The 23560-nt window shown below is 56.3% G+C and carries 24 protein-coding genes; 9 read left to right on the forward strand and 15 right to left on the reverse strand.

Annotation, left to right across the window (positions count from 1 at the left end):
• The first annotated feature begins 59 nt into the window (after positions 1–59).
• Positions 60–1301: an LVIVD repeat-containing protein gene (locus IM290_RS12870; protein WP_193041737.1), complete on the forward strand. Its 1242-nt coding sequence runs from the start codon at positions 60–62 to the stop codon at positions 1299–1301.
• 52 nt (positions 1302–1353) lie between these two features.
• On the opposite strand, the gene mtnK is transcribed toward IM290_RS12870, so the two are convergent.
• Positions 1354–2553: an S-methyl-5-thioribose kinase gene (gene mtnK / locus IM290_RS12875; protein ID WP_193041736.1), complete on the reverse strand. Its 1200-nt coding sequence runs from the start codon at positions 2551–2553 to the stop codon at positions 1354–1356.
• A gap of 104 nt (positions 2554–2657) precedes the next feature.
• Here mtnK and mtnA point away from each other — a divergent pair, with 104 nt between their 5' ends.
• On the forward strand, positions 2658–3686 hold the full coding sequence (gene mtnA, locus IM290_RS12880; RefSeq protein WP_193041735.1) for an S-methyl-5-thioribose-1-phosphate isomerase: 1029 nt from the start codon (positions 2658–2660) through the stop codon (positions 3684–3686).
• A 36-nt stretch (positions 3687–3722) separates the two neighbouring features.
• Here the strand turns inward: mtnA and IM290_RS12885 are convergent, their stop codons facing one another.
• Positions 3723–3989, reverse strand: a complete 267-nt coding sequence (locus IM290_RS12885) for a helix-turn-helix transcriptional regulator (RefSeq protein ID WP_032652939.1) — start codon at positions 3987–3989, stop codon at positions 3723–3725.
• Positions 3990–4095: 106 nt separating this feature from the next.
• On the opposite strand from IM290_RS12885, the gene IM290_RS12890 reads away from it, so the two are divergent.
• On the forward strand, positions 4096–4320 hold the full coding sequence (locus IM290_RS12890) for a helix-turn-helix transcriptional regulator (protein ID WP_032652941.1): 225 nt from the start codon (positions 4096–4098) through the stop codon (positions 4318–4320).
• 85 nt (positions 4321–4405) lie between these two features.
• Here the strand turns inward: IM290_RS12890 and IM290_RS12895 are convergent, their stop codons facing one another.
• From IM290_RS12895 to IM290_RS12905, 3 genes are read right to left on the reverse strand one after another with little or no spacing between them, the layout of a single operon-like run.
• A complete protein-coding gene (locus IM290_RS12895) occupies positions 4406–4948 on the reverse strand; it encodes an acireductone dioxygenase (protein WP_193041734.1) in 543 nt (180 codons plus the stop codon).
• Positions 4945–5634 carry an acireductone synthase gene (gene mtnC, locus IM290_RS12900; RefSeq protein WP_193041733.1) on the reverse strand — a complete coding sequence of 230 codons (690 nt, stop codon included), beginning with the start codon at positions 5632–5634 and terminating at the stop codon, positions 4945–4947. The genes IM290_RS12895 and mtnC overlap by 4 nt, the downstream gene beginning before the upstream one ends.
• Positions 5631–6245: a methylthioribulose 1-phosphate dehydratase gene (locus IM290_RS12905; protein ID WP_058689213.1), complete on the reverse strand. Its 615-nt coding sequence runs from the start codon at positions 6243–6245 to the stop codon at positions 5631–5633. The genes mtnC and IM290_RS12905 overlap by 4 nt, the downstream gene beginning before the upstream one ends.
• A 122-nt stretch (positions 6246–6367) precedes the next feature.
• Between IM290_RS12905 and IM290_RS12910 the strand changes: the two genes are divergently transcribed.
• On the forward strand, positions 6368–7528 hold the full coding sequence (locus IM290_RS12910; RefSeq protein ID WP_193041732.1) for a pyridoxal phosphate-dependent aminotransferase: 1161 nt from the start codon (positions 6368–6370) through the stop codon (positions 7526–7528).
• Here IM290_RS12910 and IM290_RS12915 read toward each other — a convergent pair whose 3' ends face one another.
• The 3 genes from IM290_RS12915 to IM290_RS12925 all read right to left on the reverse strand — a co-directional run bounded on the left by IM290_RS12915 (position 7529) and on the right by IM290_RS12925 (position 10410).
• Positions 7529–8155 carry a ParB/RepB/Spo0J family partition protein gene (locus IM290_RS12915; RefSeq protein WP_193041731.1) on the reverse strand — a complete coding sequence of 209 codons (627 nt, stop codon included), beginning with the start codon at positions 8153–8155 and terminating at the stop codon, positions 7529–7531.
• Positions 8140–9363 (reverse strand): phosphoadenosine phosphosulfate reductase, encoded by a 1224-nt coding sequence (locus IM290_RS12920; RefSeq protein ID WP_193041730.1) that lies wholly within the window; start codon positions 9361–9363, stop codon positions 8140–8142. The genes IM290_RS12915 and IM290_RS12920 overlap by 16 nt, the downstream gene beginning before the upstream one ends.
• Before the next feature lie 126 nt (positions 9364–9489).
• A complete protein-coding gene (locus IM290_RS12925; RefSeq protein WP_193041729.1) occupies positions 9490–10410 on the reverse strand; it encodes a LysR substrate-binding domain-containing protein in 921 nt (306 codons plus the stop codon).
• Between the two features lie 621 nt (positions 10411–11031).
• On the opposite strand from IM290_RS12925, the gene ahpC reads away from it, so the two are divergent.
• Positions 11032–11595, forward strand: coding sequence for an alkyl hydroperoxide reductase subunit C (gene ahpC, locus IM290_RS12930; protein WP_014882974.1), 564 nt, complete (start codon positions 11032–11034; stop codon positions 11593–11595).
• Between the two features lie 188 nt (positions 11596–11783).
• Positions 11784–13349, forward strand: a complete 1566-nt coding sequence (gene ahpF / locus IM290_RS12935) for an alkyl hydroperoxide reductase subunit F (RefSeq protein WP_017382489.1) — start codon at positions 11784–11786, stop codon at positions 13347–13349.
• 59 nt (positions 13350–13408) lie between these two features.
• Here the strand turns inward: ahpF and uspG are convergent, their stop codons facing one another.
• The gene (gene uspG / locus IM290_RS12940) at positions 13409–13837 is read right to left on the reverse strand and encodes a universal stress protein UspG (RefSeq protein WP_006809652.1); all 429 of its coding nucleotides are present in this window, start codon (positions 13835–13837) and stop codon (positions 13409–13411) included.
• Between the two features lie 181 nt (positions 13838–14018).
• Between uspG and IM290_RS12945 the strand changes: the two genes are divergently transcribed.
• Positions 14019–15257 (forward strand): zinc-dependent alcohol dehydrogenase, encoded by a 1239-nt coding sequence (locus IM290_RS12945; RefSeq protein ID WP_193041728.1) that lies wholly within the window; start codon positions 14019–14021, stop codon positions 15255–15257.
• Positions 15258–15267: 10 nt separating this feature from the next.
• Here the strand turns inward: IM290_RS12945 and yldA are convergent, their stop codons facing one another.
• Together yldA and rnk are read right to left on the reverse strand one after the other, a co-directional pair.
• Positions 15268–15357 (reverse strand): small membrane protein YldA, encoded by a 90-nt coding sequence (gene yldA, locus IM290_RS21775; protein WP_015571155.1) that lies wholly within the window; start codon positions 15355–15357, stop codon positions 15268–15270.
• Positions 15358–15494: 137 nt separating this feature from the next.
• Positions 15495–15905 carry a nucleoside diphosphate kinase regulator gene (gene rnk / locus IM290_RS12950; protein WP_006809650.1) on the reverse strand — a complete coding sequence of 137 codons (411 nt, stop codon included), beginning with the start codon at positions 15903–15905 and terminating at the stop codon, positions 15495–15497.
• Positions 15906–16167: 262 nt separating this feature from the next.
• Between rnk and IM290_RS12955 the strand changes: the two genes are divergently transcribed.
• Complete coding sequence (locus IM290_RS12955; protein ID WP_193041727.1) at positions 16168–16788, forward strand: flavin reductase family protein; 621 nt, start codon at positions 16168–16170, stop codon at positions 16786–16788.
• Position 16789: 1 nt separating this feature from the next.
• Positions 16790–17644 (forward strand): AraC family transcriptional regulator, encoded by an 855-nt coding sequence (locus IM290_RS12960; protein ID WP_063136447.1) that lies wholly within the window; start codon positions 16790–16792, stop codon positions 17642–17644.
• Between the two features lie 3 nt (positions 17645–17647).
• Here the strand turns inward: IM290_RS12960 and ptsP are convergent, their stop codons facing one another.
• From ptsP to IM290_RS12980, 4 genes are read right to left on the reverse strand one after another with little or no spacing between them, the layout of a single operon-like run.
• Complete coding sequence (gene ptsP / locus IM290_RS12965) at positions 17648–20143, reverse strand: phosphoenolpyruvate--protein phosphotransferase (protein ID WP_193041726.1); 2496 nt, start codon at positions 20141–20143, stop codon at positions 17648–17650.
• 22 nt (positions 20144–20165) lie between these two features.
• Entirely contained in the window at positions 20166–21206 is a 1041-nt protein-coding gene (gene ypdE, locus IM290_RS12970) for an aminopeptidase (protein ID WP_193041725.1), read from the reverse strand.
• Complete coding sequence (gene ypdF, locus IM290_RS12975) at positions 21179–22291, reverse strand: aminopeptidase (protein WP_193041724.1); 1113 nt, start codon at positions 22289–22291, stop codon at positions 21179–21181. Before ypdF ends, ypdE begins: the two co-directional genes overlap by 28 nt.
• Positions 22292–22302: 11 nt before the next feature.
• Positions 22303–23553, reverse strand: coding sequence for a PTS fructose transporter subunit IIC (locus tag IM290_RS12980; protein ID WP_017382484.1), 1251 nt, complete (start codon positions 23551–23553; stop codon positions 22303–22305).
• Positions 23554–23560 lie beyond the last annotated feature (7 nt).

Genomic DNA, 23560 nt, shown 5'->3' on the forward strand with positions numbered 1-23560 from the left:
CTACATTTCGCACCTGTAGGCCCGGTAAGCGCAGCGCCACCGGGCGTAAGGAGCATAAGGTGTCTCAATTACCCCCTCCCGAATACAGCCGCAATATGCGGCTGATTGGCCATAGCGACCAGGGCGGTCGTCCGGACGGTGTACAGCTGATGGTGCACCGTGGTTTCGCCTATATCGGTCATATGGTGTCGCAGGGCTTTTCCATTGTCGACGTGCGCGATCCGAAAAAACCAAAAGCCGCAGGTTACGTGCCCGCGCCGCCGGGTACCTGGAACGTACACCTCCAGGCGCACGACGATCTGCTGCTGGTGATCAACGCCCGGGATCTGTTTGCCGATGCGCGTTTTGCCGATGAGAAGGTCTACTACACGCGCCAGGTGGGGGAGACCGTCAGCGACGTGCAGGATAAAGGCTGGAGCGCCGGGCTTCGCGTCTTTGATATCTCCACGCCGGACAGGCCGCGCGAAATCGGTTTTCTGTCGCTGAGCGGCATCGGCATTCACCGCATCTGGTACGTCGGCGGCCGCTGGGCCTACGTTTCAGCGCTGATCGACGGCTTTACCGACTATATCTTCCTGACCATCGATCTTGCGGACCCGCGTAAGCCTGAAGTGGCGGGGCGCTGGTGGCTGCCCGGGATGAACCAGGCCGGAGGGGAGAAGCCGGACTGGCCGGATGGGAAGCGCTACGCGCTGCACCACGCGATTATCGCGGGGGATACCGCCTACGGCAGCTGGCGCGACGGCGGCCTGACGCTGCTGGACGTGAAGGACCGCACCCGGCCTAAGCTCATTAGCCACCGTAACTGGAGCCCGCCGTTTGGTGGTGGGACGCACACCGCGCTGCCGCTGCCGGATCGCGACCTGCTGGTGGTACTGGACGAGGCGGTGCTGGATAACCAGCAGGACGGCGAAAAGCTGATCTGGCTGTTTGATATCCGCGAGCCGTCGAACCCGGTAAGTATTGCCACCTTCCCGCAGCCGGATGAAACCGACTACGTGGCGAAAGGGGCGCATTTCGGCCCGCACAACCTGCACGAGAACCGGCCGGGAAGCTTCGTCAGCTCGACGCTGATCTTCGCGACGTACCAGAACGCGGGCGTGCGCGCGTACGACATTTCCAATCCGTATCGCCCGGTAGAAACGGGGGCGCTGGTGCCCGCGGCGCCGGAGAGGATGATGGATACGCGGCCCAACCGCCCGCAGGTGATCCAGTCGTGCGACGTGTTTGTGGATGCGCAGGGGATTATTTACAGCACGGACTATAACGGCGGGATGTCGGTGATTGAGTATTTGGGGTGAGTGCGGTTTGATGCCCTCACCCCGGCCCTCTCCCACAGGGAGAGGGAGAAAATCAGCTGTACTGCCGCACTCGCGCCACCAGCTCTTCCGCGCTGTCGATGCGGTCGGCAATGACAATCAGCGCTTTACCGAGGGATATTGCATGGCGCAGGCATTCGTGGCGCATGGCTTCATCCTGGATGGTGTCGATATCCGCCACGTGGGAAAGCCCGACGCTGCGGCGAATCAGCTCGGTGCCGCAGAACCCGATGGCGTCATGCCAGACCTTTTTCAGGAACGCGGAGGCATAGCCCGGCGCGCTGAGTGCGGCGTCGCGGGCTTTCTCGTTTGCCAGCGCCTGGAAGCGCTCCGCGAAGGTGTTCCACAGTTCCTGAATATCGGTCAGGCGCTGCTCGCGCGCGGCGGCGGCATCGCGAATGCCGAGGTGCCCCGGCAGGCCGCAGAAGTTCAGCAGCAGGTTGCCGATGGCGGTGCCAACGTCAAAGCCAATCGGCCCGAAATAGCCGAACTCAGCGTCGATGGCCTTCAGGCTGCCGTCGGCCACAAAAATCGACCCGCTGTGAATATCGCCGTGCAGCAGGGCTTCAGCCTGCGAGAAGAAGCGGTGCTTGAGGGAGGCCACGGCGATTTTAAGCTGAGCGTCGTCGCGCAGGGCCGCTACGTCATTTTCCAGCTCGGCCGGGTAGCTGTTGCGCTCGTGGATCTGGTACGGATCGTTGAAGAACAGATCTTCGGTGATCTCGCACATCTCCGGGTTGATGAATTTCGCCACCTGCGCTTTTTTCTCGTGCGGGTGCAGGTAGAAATCGCTGGTGTGGAACAGCGCGTGCGCGAGGTATTCGCCCAGCTGCTGCGCCGCCTGCGGGTAGTAAATGTTGTTGATCAGCTCGCCGCGCCAGATGCGGTGGCTGGAGAGATCTTCCATCACCATCACCGCCAGCTCCGGGTCGAAGTGGTGGATTTTCACGGTGTGCTGCGGGCTGTGCTGGTAGTGCTCAACCAGGGTTTGCGCCTCAAGACGGGCGCGGTCCAGCGTCAGCGGCCAGGACTCCCCGACGCAGCGCACGTAGGGCAGCGCCTGCTTAACGATGATGCGGCTCACGCCCGCGCCGTCGAAAATTTTAAATACCAGATTGAGGTTGCCGTCGCCTACCTCCTGCGCCTCCACCAGCGATGATGGGTCATCAAGGCCGCCAAACTGCCTGGCATACTCCACGGCGTCCTTAGCGGTAAAGGTACGGTATTGCGACATGGCCTGTTCCTCACGGGTTTGCTAATAAAGACATGTAGACGTCTATACATCTGGATTTCATCCTGACACAATGTGATACAACAACGCAACAGGGAATTAACGACATGCAGACATTACAGACGACCAGCCTGCGGGTGGCGAATAATCAGCTCTTTATTCTCGACCAGCAGGCGCTTCCGCAGGAGAAACGCTGGCTGGATGCCTCGACGGTGGTGGCGCTGGTCGGGCATATCCACGCCCTGCGGGTGCGCGGCGCGCCGCTGATTGGTCTCTCTGCAAGCCTTCTGCTGGCGCTGTTAGCGGAAAGCGGCAAAAGCCGCGACGAGCTGGCGGTGGCGCTGGAAACCCTGCGCGCCTCCCGCCCGACGGCGGTGAACCTGATGAACAACCTCGATCGCATGAAGAATGCGCTGTGGCAGGAAGATTATGTTTCGGCGCTGGTGGCCGAAGCGCTGCGGCTGATTGACGAAGACAAACGGCTTTGCGACGCGATTGCGAAAGCGGGCAGCGCGCTGGTGAAGCCCGGCAGCCGTCTGCTGACCCACTGCAACACCGGCGGGCTGGCGACGGCGGGCGTCGGTACCGCGCTGGGGGTGATTGCTCGCGCGCATCAGGAAGGCAAGGTAAGCAACGTCTGGGTGGATGAAACCCGTCCGCTATTGCAGGGCGGCAGGCTGACCGCGTGGGAACTCGGCGAGCTGGGCGTACCGTATCAGCTGATTACCGACTCCATGGCCGCCAGCCTGATGGCAAAAGGGCAGGTGGACGCCGTGTGGGTGGGTGCAGACCGCATTGCTGCCAACGGCGACGTGGCGAACAAAATCGGCACCTATTCCCTGGCGGTGCTGGCGAAGTTTCACGGCATTCCGTTCTACGTCGCTGCCCCGCAAACGACCCTCGACCCGGACTGCCCGAACGGTGACGCAATCCCGATTGAGCAGCGCGCGGCCAGTGAAGTGACGGGCGTGGCGGGGAGCTTTGGCGCGGTGCAGTGGGCGCCGCAAGAGGCGCAGGTCTATAACCCGGCGTTTGACGTCACCCCCGCCTCGCTGATTAGCGGCTGGGTGCTGGATACAGGCGTGGTCACACCGGACGAGGTAGCGAAAGGGAAATTCGTGAGCAGCATGAACTGATGGGCTTCCCCGAAGGGGGGGAAAACGCTGTTCATGTCAAAGACACGTTTTTTTCCTGGTCGCTCTCATCTGACGGAATATGCGTTCACCATTTTTACCAAAATATCTTTCCGGCCATATCACATCCGGTGGAATGTTCAACGCCTGAGCGATAATCAATTCGCCCTTTGGCCACGGGCGCGAGAGTGTGTTTGCTAATGTGGATGAAGAAAGGCCGGCCTTGCGTGACAACGCTGCCAGGCTTGTTCCTTGTTTCTTTAATGCCGCAACAATATCGGCAGGATGCCAGTTTTGACGTTGCATTCTTTACTCCTTACAGGTTTGCGTTACGTACTCAATTAACCTGTTTTGGGATAAAAAGGCAATAGGTGGATATTCGATTTCAGGATATTTGTATGGAATCGGAACAATGGCCTCAGTTTATTCAGAAGAATACCAGCTTGTTATCAATGCGTTGAAGAAAGCTCGTAAAGAGAAGGGGATTACTCAGGCCCAGCTTGCGGAGGCTTTGGGGAAACCCCAATCGTTTATCGCTAAAGTGGAAAGTGGTGAACGCAGGTTAGACGTGGTGGAGTTTGTGCATCTGGCGAGGCTGGTTGGCGCTGATGTACAGAGGATTATCGCCAGTATTTGATTAATGTCTGAATATGGAACTGACCACCAGAGCCGTATGTTTCCTCTCACCCCAGCCCTCTCCCACAAGGGAGAGGGGGAAAAGATCATGCCAGGCGTGGATACGCATCCGCAATCGCATCCCCGGTAAACTGTGCGACCCAACCCTCCGGGTTATCGAAAATACGAATCGCCGTAAAGTTCGGCTCTGAGCCCATATCAAACCAGTGCGGCGTGCTCGCGGGAACGGAAATCAGGTCGTTTTTCTCGCACAGCACCTGATACACCTCATCGCCGATGTGCAGGCAGAACAATCCCGCCCCTTCCACGAAAAAGCGCACTTCGTCTTCGCCGTGAGTGTGTTCATTCAGAAACTTCGCGCGCAGCGCCTCTTTCTGCGGATTGTCGGCGCGCAGGCTAATCACGTCCCAGCTCTGGTAACCTTTCTCGGCCACCAGCTTGTCGATCGCGTGCTGATACGCCGCGATCACGGCTTCGGGCGCGGGATCCTGGCCTAAGTCACGATCCGCCGCCCAACGTTCGAACCTCACCCCTTTAGCGTTGAGCTGCTGGGCGATCTCGGCGGCGTCGGTGCTGTGCCACTGAGGCTGGCTGGCGTCTTTATCAGAATAAATGGTCAATGCGCTCATGAAGGGATCTGCTCCGGATTAATCTCGTCGAACTGGTGGATCTGATGATGATGGCTTGCGCCGTCATCATCGCCGCGAATCAGCTGCAGGGTGCGAAAACCTGCCCGTTCAGCCGCGTCCAGCTCCTGATGAATATCGGACAGGAACAGGATCTGCGACGGGGCGATGCCCGTTTGTGCCGCAATGTTTTGATAAGACTGCACCTCGCGCTTGGCGCCGATGTGGGTATCAAAATAGCCGCTGAACAGATGAGTAATATCACCTTCGTCGCTGTAGCCAAATAACAGTTTCTGCGCGGCGACGGAGCCAGAGGAATAAACATAGAGATCAATGCCTTGTGCCTTCCATTTTTCCAGCGCAGGCAGCACGTCCGGATAGAGGTGTCCGGTAAAGTCGCCGTTCACGTAGCCGTCTTGCCAGATGATGCCTTGCAGGGCTTTGAGCGCCGTCGATTTGCGGTCTTCATCCATAAAGGTAAACAGCACGTTGATGAGATCGCTGACGCTGGCGTGCGGGTGGCCAATTTCATCACGCAGGTTGTCCAGAATCGATTTGACCGGCTCGGCGTACTGCTGCGCGGTCACGAAGGCCGCCAGCCGCTCACGCGCGTAGGGGAACAAAACATCATGGACAAAACGGATATCGCTGGTGGTCCCTTCAATATCCGTCACAATCGCGCGAATCATACTCTCTCCCATTGTCGTAAACGCATTTCGCATTCAAATAAGAATTCTAAACCTTCCAGATGACGGCGGGCTTCGGCCACGTCGCGTCCCCAGCAGGTTAAGCCATGGCCGCGCAGAAGAAAACCATAATTAAGCGGGCGTTCCTGCGCGTAATGGGCGATGCGCGAGGCGAGGGCGTCGATGTCCTGGTCGTTATCAAACACCGGGATGGCCACCGTATCCTGGTGCGTGGTCTGCCCGGTAAGGGATTTTTGCATCTCGAAACCGGTGATCTTCAGCTCGGCCTCGTTGACCAGACGCGACAGCACCGTGGCATTGACGGTGTGAACGTGCAGGACGGCGTTAGCCTCGGGAAACAGGCTATAGATGAGGGTATGCAGCCCGGTCTCTGCCGACGGTTTACGGCCAGACGGCGCACGGTTGGTGGCGATTTCAACCTGTAGAAAATCGGCGGTGGTCAGGCTGCCTTTATCTTTTCCGGATTCGCTCAGCCAGCACAGGTGTTCATCCTGACGCACGGACATATTGCCGCCGGTAGCGGGCGCCCAGCCTTTAGCGCCAATCCAGCGGCAGGCCTCGACCAGGTGTGTGAGTTGCAGGTTGTCTGTCATTTCCTTTTACCCTCTCGGTCAGGAATATTTATATCGTTTAGACGTCTAAGCGTCTTGATTGCCAAAGACTAACATCGTGTTATAGTGTCAGCAACATAAGTATTACAGGCAGGCACACTACAATGAGCAATAACCCGTTGATCCCGCAAAGTAAACTTCCAAATCTCGGCACGACGATTTTTACGCAGATGAGCGCTCTGGCGCAGCAGCACAACGCCATTAACCTCTCGCAGGGGTTCCCGGATTTTGACGGCCCGCGCTATTTGCAGGAGCGTCTGGCGTACCACGTGGCGCAGGGGGCAAACCAGTACGCGCCGATGACAGGCGTGCAGGCGTTGCGTGAAGCCATTGCGGATAAAACGGCTGAGCTGTATGGCTATAAACCTGATGCGAACAGCGATATCACGGTAACCGCAGGGGCGACCGAAGCGCTGTATGCGGCGATAACCGCCCTGGTGCGTACCGGCGACGAGGTTATTTGTTTTGACCCAAGCTACGATAGCTACGCCCCGGCGATTGAACTGGCCGGCGGCGTGGTGAAACGCGTGGCGCTCCAGCCGCCTCATTTTCGTCCGGACTGGCAGGCGTTTGCCGCGCTGCTGAGCGATAAAACCCGGCTGGTGATCCTGAATACGCCGCACAACCCATCGGCGACGGTGTGGCTGAAGAGCGATTTTGCCGCCCTGTGGCAGGCCATCGCCGAACGTGAAATCTATGTTCTGAGCGACGAGGTGTATGAGCATATCTGCTTCGCCGAAGAGGGGCATGCCAGCGTGCTGGCGCATCCGCAGCTTCGTGAGCGTGCAATCGCGGTATCGTCATTTGGCAAAACCTACCATATGACCGGCTGGAAGGTCGGTTACTGCGTGGCGCCCGCCGCCATCAGCGCTGAGCTGCGTAAAGTGCATCAGTATCTGACGTTTGCGGTGAACACACCCGCTCAGCTGGCGCTGGCGGATATGCTGCGCAGCGAACCCGGACACTACCGTGAGCTACCGGATTTCTACCGTGCGCGTCGGGATCGGTTTGTGGCTGCGTTGAGCAAAAGCCGTCTGGAGATTTTACCCTGTGAAGGGACCTATTTCCTGCTGGCCGACTACAGCGCGATTTCCGATCTGGACGACGTGAGTTTCTGCCAGTGGCTGACGAAAGAGGTGGGCGTGGCGGCCATTCCGCTGTCAGTGTTCTGCGCCGATCCCTTCCCGCATAAGCTGATCCGACTTTGCTTTGCGAAGCAGGAATCGACGCTGCTGGCAGCGGCAGCGCGGTTAAACGCGCTCTGACTATTTCACCGTCCAGGCTTCAGAAAAACGACGGTCTGCGAAGAGTTCGAGCAGACCGTTGATTTGTTTGAGGCGCAGCACTTCGTCGCTATCCATCCCAAGCTCCTTGCCTATCTTCTCGTCGTCCCAGCCGAGCTGAACCAGTTCACGAACAATCTCTGACATGGCGTTGATTTGATGCCGCCCACGAGCCCGATTGTGGCGAATGGTGGCCGCCATTCGGTTATGTTTGTCCTGTCGCTCCTGGCGCAGGCAAGTGACGGGTAAGTACCCTTTGAGCTGGCGCTTCAAAACCGCCCGGGCTGTGCCAATTTCATGGCGGTGAAAACCGTCCACGATTTCATACTGCTGCTGTTCGCTTTCGGTCACAACGATAGGCTGGGTGAATCCATCAAGTTCCAGTGACTTGCTGAGTAATCGTTTTTCCGGTGGGGCAACGTTATTGGGGTTGTAATCGTTGGCGGTAATCGCGTCCTGTTTAACCCAGAGCACACAGTCTATAGGTTGCTCACGAAAAGGACTGTTTTTATGTATTGCCTGACGGAAGGCGTTAATGGCATTTATTCGATCCTCTTCGGGAAGTGATTGAAGGTAGATGTCAATTTCGGTGATTATTCGCTGTCGCATAAAATGCCCCACTCCTTGCGTTTTGCCTTCACTCTGTCGCTGTAGCGCTGATAGTGTTTTGGTTTATTTGGGCTAAATGACAGGGCCCTGCACCAGTAATCGTTATTAAGTAAAACCTTACAGATACGTCGCCATGAGGGAATATCCTTGGCGCCAATGTCACCCTCCTGCGTATCAGGAATATCGTTCATGCCTCGCTTTTGATACCAGTGGAGATACACCGCGATTTTATTGCGGTAATGTTCCGCCGTATTTTGCGGCATGCTGTCGAGTAGCAGCATGGCGTATTCGCGCCAGCCAAGATGGTCTGGTTTCAGGATCTTCCGGTGGCCATAAAAATGGTTGTCGTGCCCGGCATAAATACCGCCGCTGCGCACCCCGCAGGCGCGTTCACACATCGCTGCCCAGCGTTCGGGTTCAATGACATGATAGAGCCACAAGCCCTGGCGCTGTTCCGGGCCAAACGGTTCGCAGATGCGCATATAGCGTGGCGGCACCCCCGCCTTGTACATCAGATCGTATAGCGGGTTATAGCAACATTTTGATTTCGCGAACCACGTCCAGATATCGGCGGTTTTCCAGTCGTACAGAGGGTAGATATACCAGGAGTGACCACCTGGCGCGACGGTCGTCCAGGGTTTATCGTCAGAAAAGCGCTGCTTACGTGCCGACGCGATAGCCAGAAAACGGTTGTAGGATTCATCGGCGCGGATCCCCACCATGACGGCGGCAGGACGTTTTTGCGCATACCATTCGGCAAACTCGCGCACGAAGACTTCAAATGTCATTCCCTGCTGATAAAAATCAAAATAGTGATAATCGGTAATGGCATCTTCCGGTGGCTGGCGAACCCAGTTTGTCCCGGGTTCCCAGCACTGCCATTCAGGTTGAAACTGTGACAGGGCGTTCTGGGTCGTGAGCGGAAGCGCTACCCACCAGAACTGATGGATAACATCCCGATACAGCGTTCTCATCGTGTCAACATGCTGAATGGTTGACGAGAATTGTGCTTCCCAGTCCAGAAAGATGACATCTATTTTTCGCTTTAATTGCCGTGCTTTTTGGGCAACGAGATGCAACATCACGGTAGAATCTTTTCCACCGGAAAAGGAAACGCATACCCTGGGGAAATTGTTTAGCGTCCAGTCTATGCGTTCCGCAGAAGCGTCTAAGACGTTTTCCTCTAAAGGGATTTTATAGATCGACATGGTTAATCGCATCCTGCGTGTTAAATGTCTGGAAGAAATTAAGACGATATTATGAAATCATTTTTCATTATTTTCACGGAATCATTTTTTTAGTTTGCGATTTTTATATTCACCATGTAAATGATTTTACGCAGACGGAGTGGAAAGACAGAGTTTATGCATTTTCTCAATGAACGTTGAAAAAACGCTGCTGTTCAGAGATGAACGGCTGTAAAGCATATAGACATTTATTTCGGGCAATTCAAAAGGGGCGGCGACCCGTTTTAATTTTAACGTCTCTTTATAGGCTTCATAGATTGATATGGGTATGAAGCCTAACAGATCAGATGAACTGACCATGGAGATAAGCGAGCTGATGGAGTCCGTGCGAAAAGCAATATTTCTTTCCGGGAAAACGTCATTGGCACGATTCTGGAACTCTTTAATGCCCGGGTGAGTACTCTGGTAAAAGGTGAATTTCTCCCGGTATAACGCCTCGAGACTGACCGTATCGGTGAGTCTTGGATGGTTTTCCCGGCAGATTAACGTTATTGGCACCGTGGCAAAGTGAACACACACCACAGAGCGATTTTTCACCGGGGCAATTGTGAAAATCAGGTCCGCTTTACGGTAGGCGAGCAGGTCCTCTGCGGATTCCGGAGAGATAAGCATATCGCGTTGTTCTATCTCATAATTTTCCTCAGACATTAACAGCTTCATCGGTTCGAGCATATAGCCGGGGGATACCATTTGAGAGCAATAAATGACGAAATTTTTCTTGATCTCAGAGTGATGCATCATGTTGATAGTTTGTTCAATCTGGTTGAGATTTTGTTCAAGATGATGATGCAGGTTAGTGCCCACCGTGGTTGGCGTAATCCCTTTACCTGAACGGATAAAAAGGGGATCATTGAGCTGGCCACGCAGACGTTGCAGCGACTGGCTCACGGCGGATGGCGTGATATAAAGTGTCTCGGCAGCCTTACTGATACTGAGATGTTGGTAAATGCATTCGAAGATGACTAACAGATTGAGATCGAATTTTTTTAGGTCGTAGAGGTTGGCCATGTTTCGTCCTGAGTGTGCTGTGCTTGCTGTCGTTATCACATCATGGAGTACGACAGAGGGAAGTTACCTTTAACAATCCGTGGGGGTAACTCGCTTAATTTAAAAATTAAGTGATCTTAATATATCACGGCTTTGGATTATTGAAACACAACTTCAAGACTTATTAAGATAATTTTATCTTTGAAGTGTGATTGAATTATTTGAATAACAACTGGCATTTATATATAGCGCGAAATTTATAATGAAATTAAATTTATAACGTTTCAGAAGCCTGTTCGGTTCAGCCTATCACAACCATAGGCAGGACTATCCCTCTTATGCATTGCTCAATGCGCGCACGGATGCTGTAATCAAACCGCTGTTACGGCCTTGATACAAGGTATGTAGAGCGCAACGCAACGCCAGCTTCGGCTGGCACTGAATGTACCTGCGGGGAATTCAGGTATCAGGGCCGCCCGTTGAGGCGGCCTTTTTACTTTCAGGCTTTCCTGTAAAAGGTTCACCTTGCTGTCTTGTTGCTGTTGTAAGGTTTGGCTGATTGATTTGATAAAGCATACGCATTAGCCCCGATGAACAAAGTTGGTTACCTTACATCTCAACGAAAACACGGAGGAAGTACAGATGTCCTTGATTAACACCAAAATTAAACCTTTCAAAAACCAGGCGTTCAAAAACGGTGAGTTCATCGAAGTAACTGAGAAAGATACCGAAGGCCGCTGGAGCGTGTTCTTCTTCTATCCGGCTGACTTCACCTTCGTTTGCCCGACCGAACTGGGCGACGTGGCAGACCACTACGAAGAACTGCAAAAGCTGGGCGTAGACGTTTACTCTGTTTCTACCGATACCCACTTCACCCACAAAGCGTGGCACAGCAGCTCTGAAACTATCGCGAAAATCAAATACGCGATGATCGGCGACCCGACTGGCGCCCTGACCCGTAACTTCGACAACATGCGTGAAGATGAAGGCTTGGCAGACCGCGCGACCTTCGTTGTTGACCCGCAGGGCATTATCCAGGCTATCGAAGTTACCGCTGAAGGTATCGGCCGTGATGCATCTGACCTGCTGCGCAAAGTGAAAGCGGCTCAGTACGTTGCTTCTCACCCAGGCGAAGTGTGCCCGGCGAAATGGAAAGAAGGCGAAGCGACGCTGGCTCCATCTCTGGACCTGGTTGGCAAGATCTAAGTCTGTAAAGCCTGGCGGCGCTACGCTTGCACTGGCCTACAGTATCGTAGGCCGGGTAAACGAAGTGCCACCCGGCAATCAATGGGCGCTCCCCGCGCCCATTTCATTCCAGCACCATGATGCAAGTTGCATTCAGGCAGCCCGTATAAGGCGGCTTGCATGATGACGTTTTAAGAGAGGGAAGAATAATGCTCGACGCTAACATGAAAACCCAGCTCAAGGCCTACCTTGAGAAACTGACCAAACCTGTTGAGCTGATTGCCACGCTGGACGACAGCGCGAAATCGGCAGAAATCAAAGCGCTGCTGACAGAGATTGCTGAGCTGTCGCCGAAAGTGACCTTCAAAGAAGACAACACGCTGGCAGTTCGTAAACCTTCTTTCCTGATCGCCAACCCTGGGTCTGACCAGGGGCCGCGTTTTGCGGGCTCTCCGCTGGGGCACGAATTTACGTCCCTGGTGCTGGCGCTGCTGTGGACCGGTGGTCATCCGTCAAAAGAAGCGCAGGCGCTGCTGGAGCAGATACGCGATATCGACGGTGATTTTGAGTTTGAAACCTATTACTCACTCTCCTGCCATAACTGTCCGGACGTGGTGCAGGCGCTGAACCTGATGTCAGTCCTCAACCCACGCATTAAGCACACGGCGATTGACGGCGGTACGTTCCAGAACGAAATCACCGAGCGCAACGTGATGGGCGTTCCGGCGGTTTACCTGAATGGTCAGGAGTTCGGCCAGGGGCGTATGACCTTGACCGAAATCGTCGCCAAAGTGGATACCGGCGCAGAAAAACGTGCGGCGGAAGAGTTGAACCAACGTGATGCGTACGACGTACTGATTGTTGGCTCCGGCCCGGCGGGCGCGGCGGCAGCGGTTTACTCCGCACGCAAAGGGATCCGTACCGGTCTGATGGGCGAGCGTTTCGGTGGTCAGGTTCTGGATACCGTTGACATTGAAAACTACATTTCCGTGCCGAAAACCGAAGGCCAGAAGCTGGCCGGGGCGTTGAAAGCGCACGTCAGCGACTACGACGTGGATGTCATTGATAGCCAGAGCGCCAGCAAACTGGTTCCGGCCGCGGTCGAGGGTGGTTTGCACCAGATTGAAACGGCCTCCGGCGCGGTGCTGAAGGCGCGCAGCGTGATCATTGCCACCGGCGCGAAATGGCGCAACATGAACGTCCCGGGCGAAGATCAGTATCGCACCAAAGGCGTGACCTATTGCCCGCACTGTGACGGCCCGTTGTTCAAAGGTAAACGCGTAGCGGTGATCGGCGGCGGTAACTCCGGTGTGGAAGCGGCTATCGATCTGGCGGGAATTGTTGAACACGTTACCCTGCTGGAATTCGCCCCGGAGATGAAAGCGGACCAGGTGTTGCAGGATAAGGTGCGTAGCCTGAATAACGTCGATATTGTGCTCAATGCCCAGACGACAGAAGTGAAAGGCGACGGCAGCAAAGTGACCGGTCTGGAATACCGTGACCGCGTGAGTGGCGATATCCACAGCGTGGCGCTGGCAGGGATCTTTGTTCAGATTGGCCTGCTGCCAAACACCACCTGGCTGGAAGGCGCGATTGAGCGCAACCGCATGGGCGAGATCATCATTGATGCGAAATGCGAAACCAGCGTGAAGGGCGTATTTGCGGCGGGCGACTGCACCACCGTGCCGTACAAACAGATCATCATCGCCACTGGCGAAGGTGCGAAAGCGTCGCTGAGCTCGTTTGATTATCTGATCCGCACCAAAACTGCATAATAAAAGAAAGCAAGACGACACCTGCAATGCCAGAGGCCACCAAAAGGTGGCCTCTTTTTTTATCTCACGACCATCACCGGAATGTGGGTGTGGCGGATCACGCTGGAGGCGTTCGACCCCAGCAGGTGAGTGGTGATGGAAGGGTTACGTGATCCAATCACTACCACGTCGGCATTCAATTCCCCCGCCAGCTCATTAACGGCGTCGCGCACGCTACCGAACCGGACGTGGGTTTTGATGCGGGAAGGATCAATGCTGAAGTGCCCGACCATGGTTTGCAGGCGTGTCTCGGCTTCATGCTGTAAATGCTCTTCAAAACGACGCACATCAGCAGCGAAACGATGCAGGCTCAGGCTGGCAGAGCCCGGTAAAACATGCAGAAGATGAATAACTCCGTCCTGCTGCGCGAGAAATTCCGCGTGACGTACAGCCTTATCACTCAGTTCCATTTCGAAAACATCAACCGGCATAATGATTGTTTGATACATAACCGTTTCTCCTTGTTTATAAACGCTGAAATCATTCAACCACAAAATATAAAAGGTTTCTGTAATCCCGACAGCACTTTTTTATCTCGCCAGGATAAATCTCAAAACAGCCGGATTCCGGGGCAGATCCCGAGAGGTAGCTACCCTTTTATAAGCTTACCCACACCCTTTCGGAGGTTGCATGAAAGCTCTCACCTATCACGGACCACATCATGTTCGGGTCGATAATGTCCCCGATCCGGGCATCGAACAGCCTGACGATATCATCCTGCGCGTAACGGCCACGGCGATCTGTGGTTCTGATTTGCATCTTTATCGCGGAAAAATTCCCAAGGTCCAGCACGGCGATATCTTTGGTCATGAATTTATGGGCGAGGTGGTGGAGTGCGGGAGCGAAGTGAAAAACGTGCAGAAAGGTGACCGGGTGGTGATCCCGTTTGTGATTGCCTGCGGTGACTGCTTCTTTTGCCAGATGCAACAGTACGCGGCCTGCGAAAACACGAACCGCGGGCAGGGCGCGGCGCTGAACAAAAAGCAAATTCCCGCCCCTGCCGCGCTGTTTGGCTACAGCCATCTTTACGGCGGCGTGCCGGGCGGACAGGCGGAGTATGTGCGCGTCCCGAAAGGCAACATGGGGCCGTTTAAAGTGCCCCAGCTGCTGTCTGACGACAAAGCGCTTTTCCTGTCAGATATTCTGCCTACCGCCTGGCAGGCGGCAAAAAATGCGCAGATCCAGAAAGGCTCCAGCGTCGCCGTATTCGGGGCCGGGCCGGTGGGGTTACTGACCATTGCCTGCGCGCGGCTTCTAGGCGCAGAGCAGATTTTCGTGGTTGACCATCATCCCTATCGACTGCGGTTTGCCCAGGAGCGCTACGGCGCGATCCCGATTAACTTTGATGACGATAACGACGCGGCGGAGAAAATCATTGAGCAAACGGCCGGACAGCGAGGAGTGGATGCGGTGATTGATGCCGTCGGGTTTGAGGCCAAAGGCAGCACCACGGAAACGATCCTCAGTAACCTGAAAATTGAAGGCAGCAGCGGCAAAGCCCTGCGCCAGTGTATTGCTGCGGTGCGGCGCGGCGGCGTGGTCAGCGTGCCGGGCGTGTACGCCGGTTTTATTCACGGCTTCCTGTTTGGCGATGCCTTCGATAAAGGGCTGAGCTTTAAGATGGGGCAGACCCACGTCCATGCCTGGCTGGGAGAGCTGCTGCCGCTCATCGAAAAAGGGCTGCTTACCCCAGAAGATATTGTGACCCACTATCTTCCGCTGGCTGATGCGGAACGCGCCTATAAGATCTTCGAAAAACGGGAGGAGGAATGCCGCAAGGTGATCCTGGTGCCTGGCGCAGACACCCCGGAGGCAGCGCAGCAGAAAGTGAAGGGACTGGTGAATGCCTTCCCCGGCGGCGTTGTGTGAGGTTCCTCACTCACCAGTGGCGCTCAAGGTACAGCACCGCCACGACGAGGATCGCCAGGATGATGAGAAAAACCAGTGTGATAACAAGTATCTCACCCATGACCGTCCCCACGGCACTACAACAGACTAAGCGTGGATTAAGCGGTTTTTGTCCGGTATAGCACAATAGGGTGAATTTGCGGAAAGAGGATGCGGGTGCATCCTCTGTGCAAAGCGGGGTCGCTTGTTCAGAAGGGATTAACGCAGGTAATCGCCAGCGGCTTCGGGCTGGTAGAGCAGCTCAAGCACTTCCAGGTGAGCTGAGGCGCCGCCCGGGAGTTCCCAGTGGATGGTATCGCCCGTGCGCAGTCCAAGCAGCGCTGCGCCCACGGGTGCCAGCACCGACAGTTGCGTGCTGCTGTCGGTCATCTGCGCCGGATAGACCAGCGTACGAGTGAGCTCCTCTCCGGTGGTCAGGTTGCGGAACTTCACCTGGCTGTTCATGGTGACCACATCATGCGGCATGGTCTCAGGCGTACACATCTGCGCCCGGTCGAGCTCTTCGTTCAGCGCATCGGCTACCGGCAGCGAGGCGAATTCTGGTTTCTCCAACAGTCGGTCAATACGTTCTGCGTCGAGTTCATTGATGATAATCGTAGGTCTGGACATTTTTACTCCATGTCGTTAATGCTGCGTGTAACGCAGAAACCAATCCAAAAGAAAACCCTCGCCGTCTGGCAGCGAGGGTTTAACTTATCTGATGATACTGTCTGAAACCGTAAGTTTGAAGTGATGAAGGTCACAATCATGCGCCATATGAATTTTTGGCAATAAACCCGGCGTCCCGATTCACGCTGAACGGAAATTTCGTTACGCTGGAAAGACTGAACCCGGGCAATGCGCGTTGCAGCCCCAGCGTAGAGAGAGCGATATGTACTTTTACCAACCGTCTCAGGGGCACGGCCTGCCGCACGACCCGCTGAACGCCATTATCGGTCCACGTCCGATTGGCTGGATCTCATCCTGTGATAAGGCCGGTCAACTGAACCTTGCCCCGTATAGCTTCTTTAACTGCTTTAACTATCGCCCACCGATCATTGGTTTTTCAAGCAACGGCTGGAAGGATAGCGTGCGGAATATTACCGAAACGGGGGAGTTTGTCTGGAACCTCGCAACGCGCGATCTGGCCGAGGCGATGAATGAAACCTCCGCCACGCTCCCTCATGGCGAGGATGAATTTACCTTTGCCGGCCTGACGCCCGTAGCCAGCCAGCTTGTGAGCTCGCCGCGCGTGGCGGAAAGCCCGGTTAATTTCGAGTGTCGATTGTCACAGTGCATTCAGCTTACCGGCGCGGATGGGACACCGATTGATACCTGGCTGGTGCTCGGCGAAGTCGTGGGCGTCCATATCGCCGAGAGTTTGCTGGAAGAGGGGATATACCAGACCGCGAAAGCGCAGCCCATTCTGCGTGCGGGTGGACCGACGACCTACTACGCCATCAGTGACAGCCATCGCTTCGATCTGGTACGCCCGGATGCGCGCAGGGGGTGATATGCGCGCAACCCTGTTGCCCGCCGATCAGCAGTTTTTTGCCGATCTGTTGAGCGGCCTGGTGCTCAACCCACAGCAGCTGGGGCGAGTCTGGTTTGCTCAACGTGGCGCGTCTGACGCTGTCGGAAGCGTGAGCCGCGACTGGCCACGGCTTGATGTCGTTCTTCGCGGGGAATATGGCAACAGACTGGTTACCGGGCACCAGACCCTCTGCCAAGGGGAAATGCTGTTTCTTCCCGCCCAGGCCGCCAGCGTCCCGGTGTTTGAACGACCGGTCATGCTGCTGAGCATTCTTTTTGCGCCGTCGTGGCTGGGGCTGGTGTTTCATGATACCCGTCATGGGCGCTCCGTGCCTGCGCAGCGACACGTTGAGCTTCCTCATCCTGAACGAGGCGAATGTGCTGCGATGCTGATGGCCCTGACGCACCTGAGCGCTTCCCCGCAGGATCAGGCCATTATTCAACCGCTGGTGCTGAGCCTGCTGCACTGGTGCCGGAAAGTGGTGTCGTCGCTGCCTGAACCGGGACTGTCGCGTGGGGATTTCCTCTATCAGAGCATTTGTAACTGGGTGCAGGAAAACTATGCTGAATCCCTGTCGCGGGACAGCGTCGCCGCGCTGTTTAATATTTCGGCTAACCATCTGTCACGCCTGTTCTCCCAACAGGGGACGATGAGTTTTGTGGATTACGTTCGTTGGGTGCGTATGGCGAAGGCGAGAACCATCCTGCAAAAATACCACCTGCCGGTGGGGGAAGTGGCGAAGCGCTGCGGCTATGCCGATAGCGACTATTTTAGCCGTCTGTTCCGGCGCCAGTTTGGCCTGACGCCGGGGGAGTATCGCGCACGCTTTCAGTGACAGTCAGAACGTGATTTCAGCGTTCAGCAGATCCAGGATACTTTGCGGCGTCGTTGCTGCAAACAGCGACTCGCGAAACGTTTTATTGACCAGCTTTCGCGCCAGCTGGGAAAAGACCTTCACGTGATTAATCCCTTCCTGAGCGCCGAGCGTCAGCATGATCACCAGCTCGACGTCGCCCAAATCCGACTCCCAGTCAATCGCCTTGTCCAGGCGTGCAATGCTGATGCTGGAGTGGCGTATCCATTGCGATTTGGTGTGAGGGATCGCCACGCCAAACCCGACGGCGGTGGTGACAATCTCTTCGCGCTGCCAGAGATCTTCTTCAAGCTCCAGCGGGTTTTCGGTCCTGCCATGAATCGCAAGATTTCCGCATAAGAACTGAAGTACCTGCTCTTTTGAGGTCAGCGGCTCATTGACCACGATAGTCTCCAGGGCCAGCAAGGGACGCGGCGGCGCTTCCGGTGTGAAATCCGCCAGCAGGGCTTCAATTTCCTCTGCGCTGCGGCTGTCGCAGGCCTTTTCCGCCAACGCCCGGCAGGTTGCCATGTCCAACTGACGCAGCTGGGTTTTTACCGCAGGGATGCGCGGCCCGCTCATGCTGAACTCATCTAAGCCCAGACCAAGCAGAAGAGGGAGGTAGCGCTGCTCTCCGCCAAGTTCCCCGCAAATGCCGACCCATTTCCCGTGACGATGCGCTGCGGTGACGATCTGGCGAACCATGCGTAAAAAAGACGGTGTGATGGGGTTATACAGCCCCGAAACGCGCGGGTTGTTGCGATCGACAGCGTAGAGATACTGAGTCATATCGTTCGAGCCGATACTGAAGAAATCCACCTCTTCGCAGAAGTGATCGATGATAAAGCAGACTGAAGGCACTTCAACCATGATCCCCAGCGGCAGGTGTGCGGTGTGACGTAACCCCTGTGAGGCCAGGGCGTCACGAACGTTTTGCAGCTCCTGTTTGATCCATAAAATCTGATCGAGACTGTGCACCATCGGGATCATCAACAGCGCATTGCCGCTGGCGCCTGCGCGTAAGATCGCGCGCAGTTGGGTGCGGAAGAGATCGGCAAATTCGGGATAAATACGAACGGCACGATAGCCGAGGAACGGGTTTTCTTCCTGGGGAATGTTCAGGTAAGGGATCTGCTTATCGCCGCCGATGTCCATTGTGCGAAAGATGACCGGCTTGCCCTGCGCGGAGAGCAGCACCTGCTGATAGGCTTCGAATTGCTCCTGCTCGTCCGGCGCGGAGTCTCTGTCCATATACAGCATTTCAGTGCGAAACAGCCCGATACCCTGCGCGCCGCAGGCAAACGCCCCGGGCGCTTCCAGCGCGCTGCCGATGTTGGCGGCAATCTCTACCGGTACGTTGTCGCGGGTGAGTGCTGGAAGACCCGCATCTTTGATCTGCTGCTGGTGGCGTCGGTCGGCAAGGCGCTGCGCCACGCTATAGTAATCATTCACCGCGTCGTTGGGTTCAACGACCAGCACGCTACAGATGCCGTCCAGAATGACCTCTTTTCCCATCAACGGCGCCAGCGAGGCGACCGTTAAACCACTCAGCACAGGCACGGAGGCCGCGCGTGCCAGGATCAGCGTATGCGACGTCCGGCCTGTTTTTTCAAGCACCATGCCTTTCAGGTACTGCGTGTCGAGGCTGAGAAACTGGCTGGGCGTCAGATCTTCCGCCACCAGAATAGTGGGGGCGCTGAGGGTGAATGCGGAGGTTTGCTGCAACTCCGGCCAGGTAATGGTAAGAAGCTGCTCGCTGATGTCGCGAATATCGCTGACGCGTTCACGCAGGTAGTCGCTGGCGGAGAGCGACAGCTTGTCGCAGATCAGCTCCATATTACGAATGATCGCCTCCGCAAGGCTTAGCCGTTCCTCGGCGATCAGTCGGCGTATGGTGCCGCCAAACTCCTCATCCTGGATCAGCGAAAGATGCGCGCTGAGAATGGTTTTACTCTCGCCGTCCAGCCCGCGCAGACGGTGGTTGAGCTGTTCAGCCAGCGTCGCCAGGCTGTGTTCCAGGCGGGTAATATCTTCCGGCGAGGCGGGGATCTGACAATAACGTTTGAGGTTATCGCTCTGCCAGCCTCGCAGAGTGCCAGCCCCGATGCCACTGGCGAGCGTAATGCCGTGCTGAAGGTGGGGAGCAAGCCTTACAAGCGAACGGGGCAGGGGATGCGCAACGTACGGCGCGTCGCCGGAGGGAATACTGTCGCTGTCGATAAACGCGCCGGTGAGATACGCCTCCAGCACGCGTCGGGCCTGCTCCTCGTCGCTGCCGTTAATTTCCAGCACGCAGCTGTCATTAAACAGCGTACCGGTACTAATCAGCGCCAGCGAGCTTTTGGCATCCGCGTGAGTGTTAAGCCGTCTGTTGATAAAGCGGATGTCGCTGCGCCATGCGCTGCACTGCTCTTTTAACGCCCAGGCCGGACGCGCATGCAGGCCGTTGGGCAGTGGGCAGAAAAATTCAATTGAAAGCATACTTCCTCCTGGCCGCGTGAGATCAGCATCTGAAGTCCGTCAGATGATCCACGGTCTCACGGTTCATGCCTGCCACAAGCGCGACAAGCAGTTGTTGGGTGTGATGAATGTCTTTTTCGTCGGCAATGGATGCCGCGCAGTGCCCGTGTCGGGTCGGGGGACCAAGCACAAGAGTCGGCACGCCAGTGCCGGAGAGATGGATCGCCCCGCCGTCCGTTCCGCCGTTGCTGAACATGTCTTTTTGCAGCGGGATCCCCTGCGAGCGCGCGATCGTCTCAGCCAGCGCAATCAGTTTGGCTGGGGCGATGAGCGTTTTGTCGTACAGCACCAGCATCGGGCCCGCACCGATCTGGCGATGGTTGGCGCTGCCATAATCGAAATTTTTTGACCAGCAGGCGGTATCCAGCACCAGCGCGATATCAGGATGAATGGCGCGCGTGGCGGTCTGGCCGCCGCGCAGGCCGACCTCTTCACTTGAGCTGGCCACCAGCCACAGCTCGCAGTCGAGCGGCGTCTGGTGCAGCTCGCGCAGCAGCGCGATCAGCAGGTAACAGCCGAGACGATCGTCGAAGGCTTTACCCATCACCCGATGGTGAGGAAGGGTCTGAAAGGGTGTATCGAACGTCACGCGGTCGCCTGCGTCGATACCGGCGGCGAACACCTCCTCCGCCGACGTCGCGCCAATGTCGACACGCAAATTGTCAACGTTTTCTCCTTTCAGATCCCCATCCAGCAGTCCCGGTATTTTTTCCCCGTTACGCGTGGTGATGCGCACCGGCTGAAGGGTGCGGGCCATCATGCGCACGTTGCCGATGGGCAGGACATCAATGGCCCCTTCGCGCGAGACGCTACGCACCATAAAACCGACTTCATCCATATGGGCGCAGACCATCACCTTCGGGCCCCGGCTCTGGTTGACGCGGATAAGCACGGAACCCAGCCCATCAAACTGAACCTCTTTATGGTATTTTTGCGCCTCACTGAGCAGGATGTCGCGTACCTCTTGCTCTGAGGCCGCAACGGCGTCTGCTTCGCTCAGGGCGCGCAGTAAATCTCTGTCCACTCTTGTTCTCCCGTCAGCAATAGCTGTTTGTCGAAGGTATAAAGCACCTCGGCGCCCGTTTCCGTCACCAGCACCACATCTTCAATTCGTACCCCGCCCTGGTGTTCAAGGTAGATCCCCGGCTCAACGGTCAGCACCATGCCGGGCTGCAACGGGGTGCGGTCGGTAGGGGAAAAACGTGGATTTTCATGGACATCAATACCAATGGCATGACCGGTGTTATGCCCGAACTGCGGACCGTAACCTGCACGTTCAATCACGGAACGTGCGGCGCTATCGATCTGATGACAGGAAACGCCGGGGCGGATGGCATCAATGGCCGCCTGTTGTGCCGCCAGAACGATCTGGTACACCGCATAGAGAGGGTGCTCCTCCGGCGGCGTGTTTTGCCCGGCGACAAGAAAGGTCCTTGTCATATCCGAGCAATACCCCTGGTGTTGGGCGCCGAAATCAAGGGTGATCATCTCGCCAGGCATAATCACTTTGTCAGAGGCTTTGCCGTGGGGCAGCGCACCGCGCGGCCCGCTGGCGACAATGGTGTCGAAAGAGGGCTTGTCCGCACCCTCCTGCTTCATAAACCACTCCAGCTCGGCAGCGACTTCACGCTCGCGCATACCGGGCTGAATGAAACGCCGGATGTGCTGTGCGGCGCGGTCGGCAATGCCGCATGCTGCACGGATACGGTCGATTTCGTCAGCGGTTTTTATCTGCCGCAGCGCGTCTAGCGAGGTGCTGCAAAGGGTGGTATTCAGCGTATCGCGCCACAGCACGCCTGTTTGCCAGCTCACGTATTCACCCTCAAAGCCAAGACGGGCGAGATTGTCCTTCGCAATAATCTGGTTCACCGCCTGCGCAAACGGGTTCTCCGTGTTAAGCAGGTGCATTTCATAGCCCGCCGCTCGTGAAGCGATATCGCTGTAGTAACGGAAATCCACCAGGATATGTGCCGCGGTTTGTGACACCAGCACATATCCCGAACCGGTTGAAATGCCCAGGTGCGGCTGTTTATTCTGGCGCGAAGAGATGAGCACGCCGTCCAGTTTTTCCGCAGCCAGCCAGGCACGAAGCTTTCTCAGTAGTTCCATGTTTCACCCCGTTACAGCGTGTCGATAGCGAGTTTTCCGCGCTTGTGCAAACTGTTACGAATAATCACGACCAACAGCGCGGTGATCGCCGCCCCGACCACAATACTGAGCATGTACGCCCCCAGATTGGTGACCAGCGGCCACGCCCAGATCGCCGATTCAGGGAACCACTGCACGGCACCGAGCGCGGTGGCGGTCATTGCACCCGCAATCGCGCCCGCCATATACGCCGGCAGCGTCGCAAGCGGATTTTCCAGCAGGAACGGGATGGCCCCTTCACTGATGCCCATAAAGGCGAGGAACATGGCCGTTTTGCCTTGCGGATAAAGCTGCGGACTAAACAGGCGTTTGCCGGTCAGACGATGGTCAATCAGCGTGGCCAGCCCCAGACCAATGGGCGGAATAACAATCGCCACGGCGCGGGAGGTGATGGGCAGGACATGATCGGTTGTCAGCCCAAGGCCAACAAATCCCGCCGCTTTGTTAATGGGGCCGCCAAGATCAATCGCCGTGGCCGCCGCCATCCCGATGGCATACATCATGGAGCCCGCCTGACCCGCCGCCAGCAGTACGGTCCGCATACCTGCATTCAGCCAGCCGCCAATCGGCGTGATGATGTAATACATCGCCAGCATCACAAACAGCGCCGAGAGGATTGGGATCAGAAAGGTGCTTTTAAAGGCCAGCAGATACTGCGGTACGTTAATACGGCTATTCAGCCATTTGACCAGATAGCCTGCGGCTATGGCGATAATCAGCGCGCCAATAAACGTGGAGGGCACGGGTTTGGTGGCAAGCCAGGTCAGTTTTTCCGCATCAAAGTTCAGCACCAGCGTCGGCTGCGTGGCGACAAGGCCACCGATAAACCCGGCCGGGAAGGCCAGCTTTCCGCCGATAGAGTTGGCGACAAAGGCGGCAAACATCGGGATGGCGAAGCTGAACAGCAGCCCGCCGAACGATTCGGTCAGATAGCCAAATTTCAATACCGAGAGATTGAAACCGGTGAATTTGCCAGAGTTAAGCGCGTCGAGAATACCGGTGTCAGGCGGGATCTCCAGCCAGACGTAGGCGATGAGCTGTGAAATGGCGAGGATAACCCCGCCCATGATAAGCGTTGGCACCATGCGGGATATCCCCGACATAATGTGCTGTGGAAGCTCTTTCCAGAAAGACGCACCGGCGGCAACCGGTGCGGATTTGATGGCAAGTGTGTCACCCTCGTGACTGTCCGGGCGAACCGCGCTGCGTTTTTTTATAGCCATGACGAAA

Origin of the sequence: Enterobacter cloacae complex sp. S1, assembly GCF_014930525.1 — a bacterium.
GTDB lineage: Bacteria > Pseudomonadota > Gammaproteobacteria > Enterobacterales > Enterobacteriaceae > Enterobacter > Enterobacter hormaechei_C.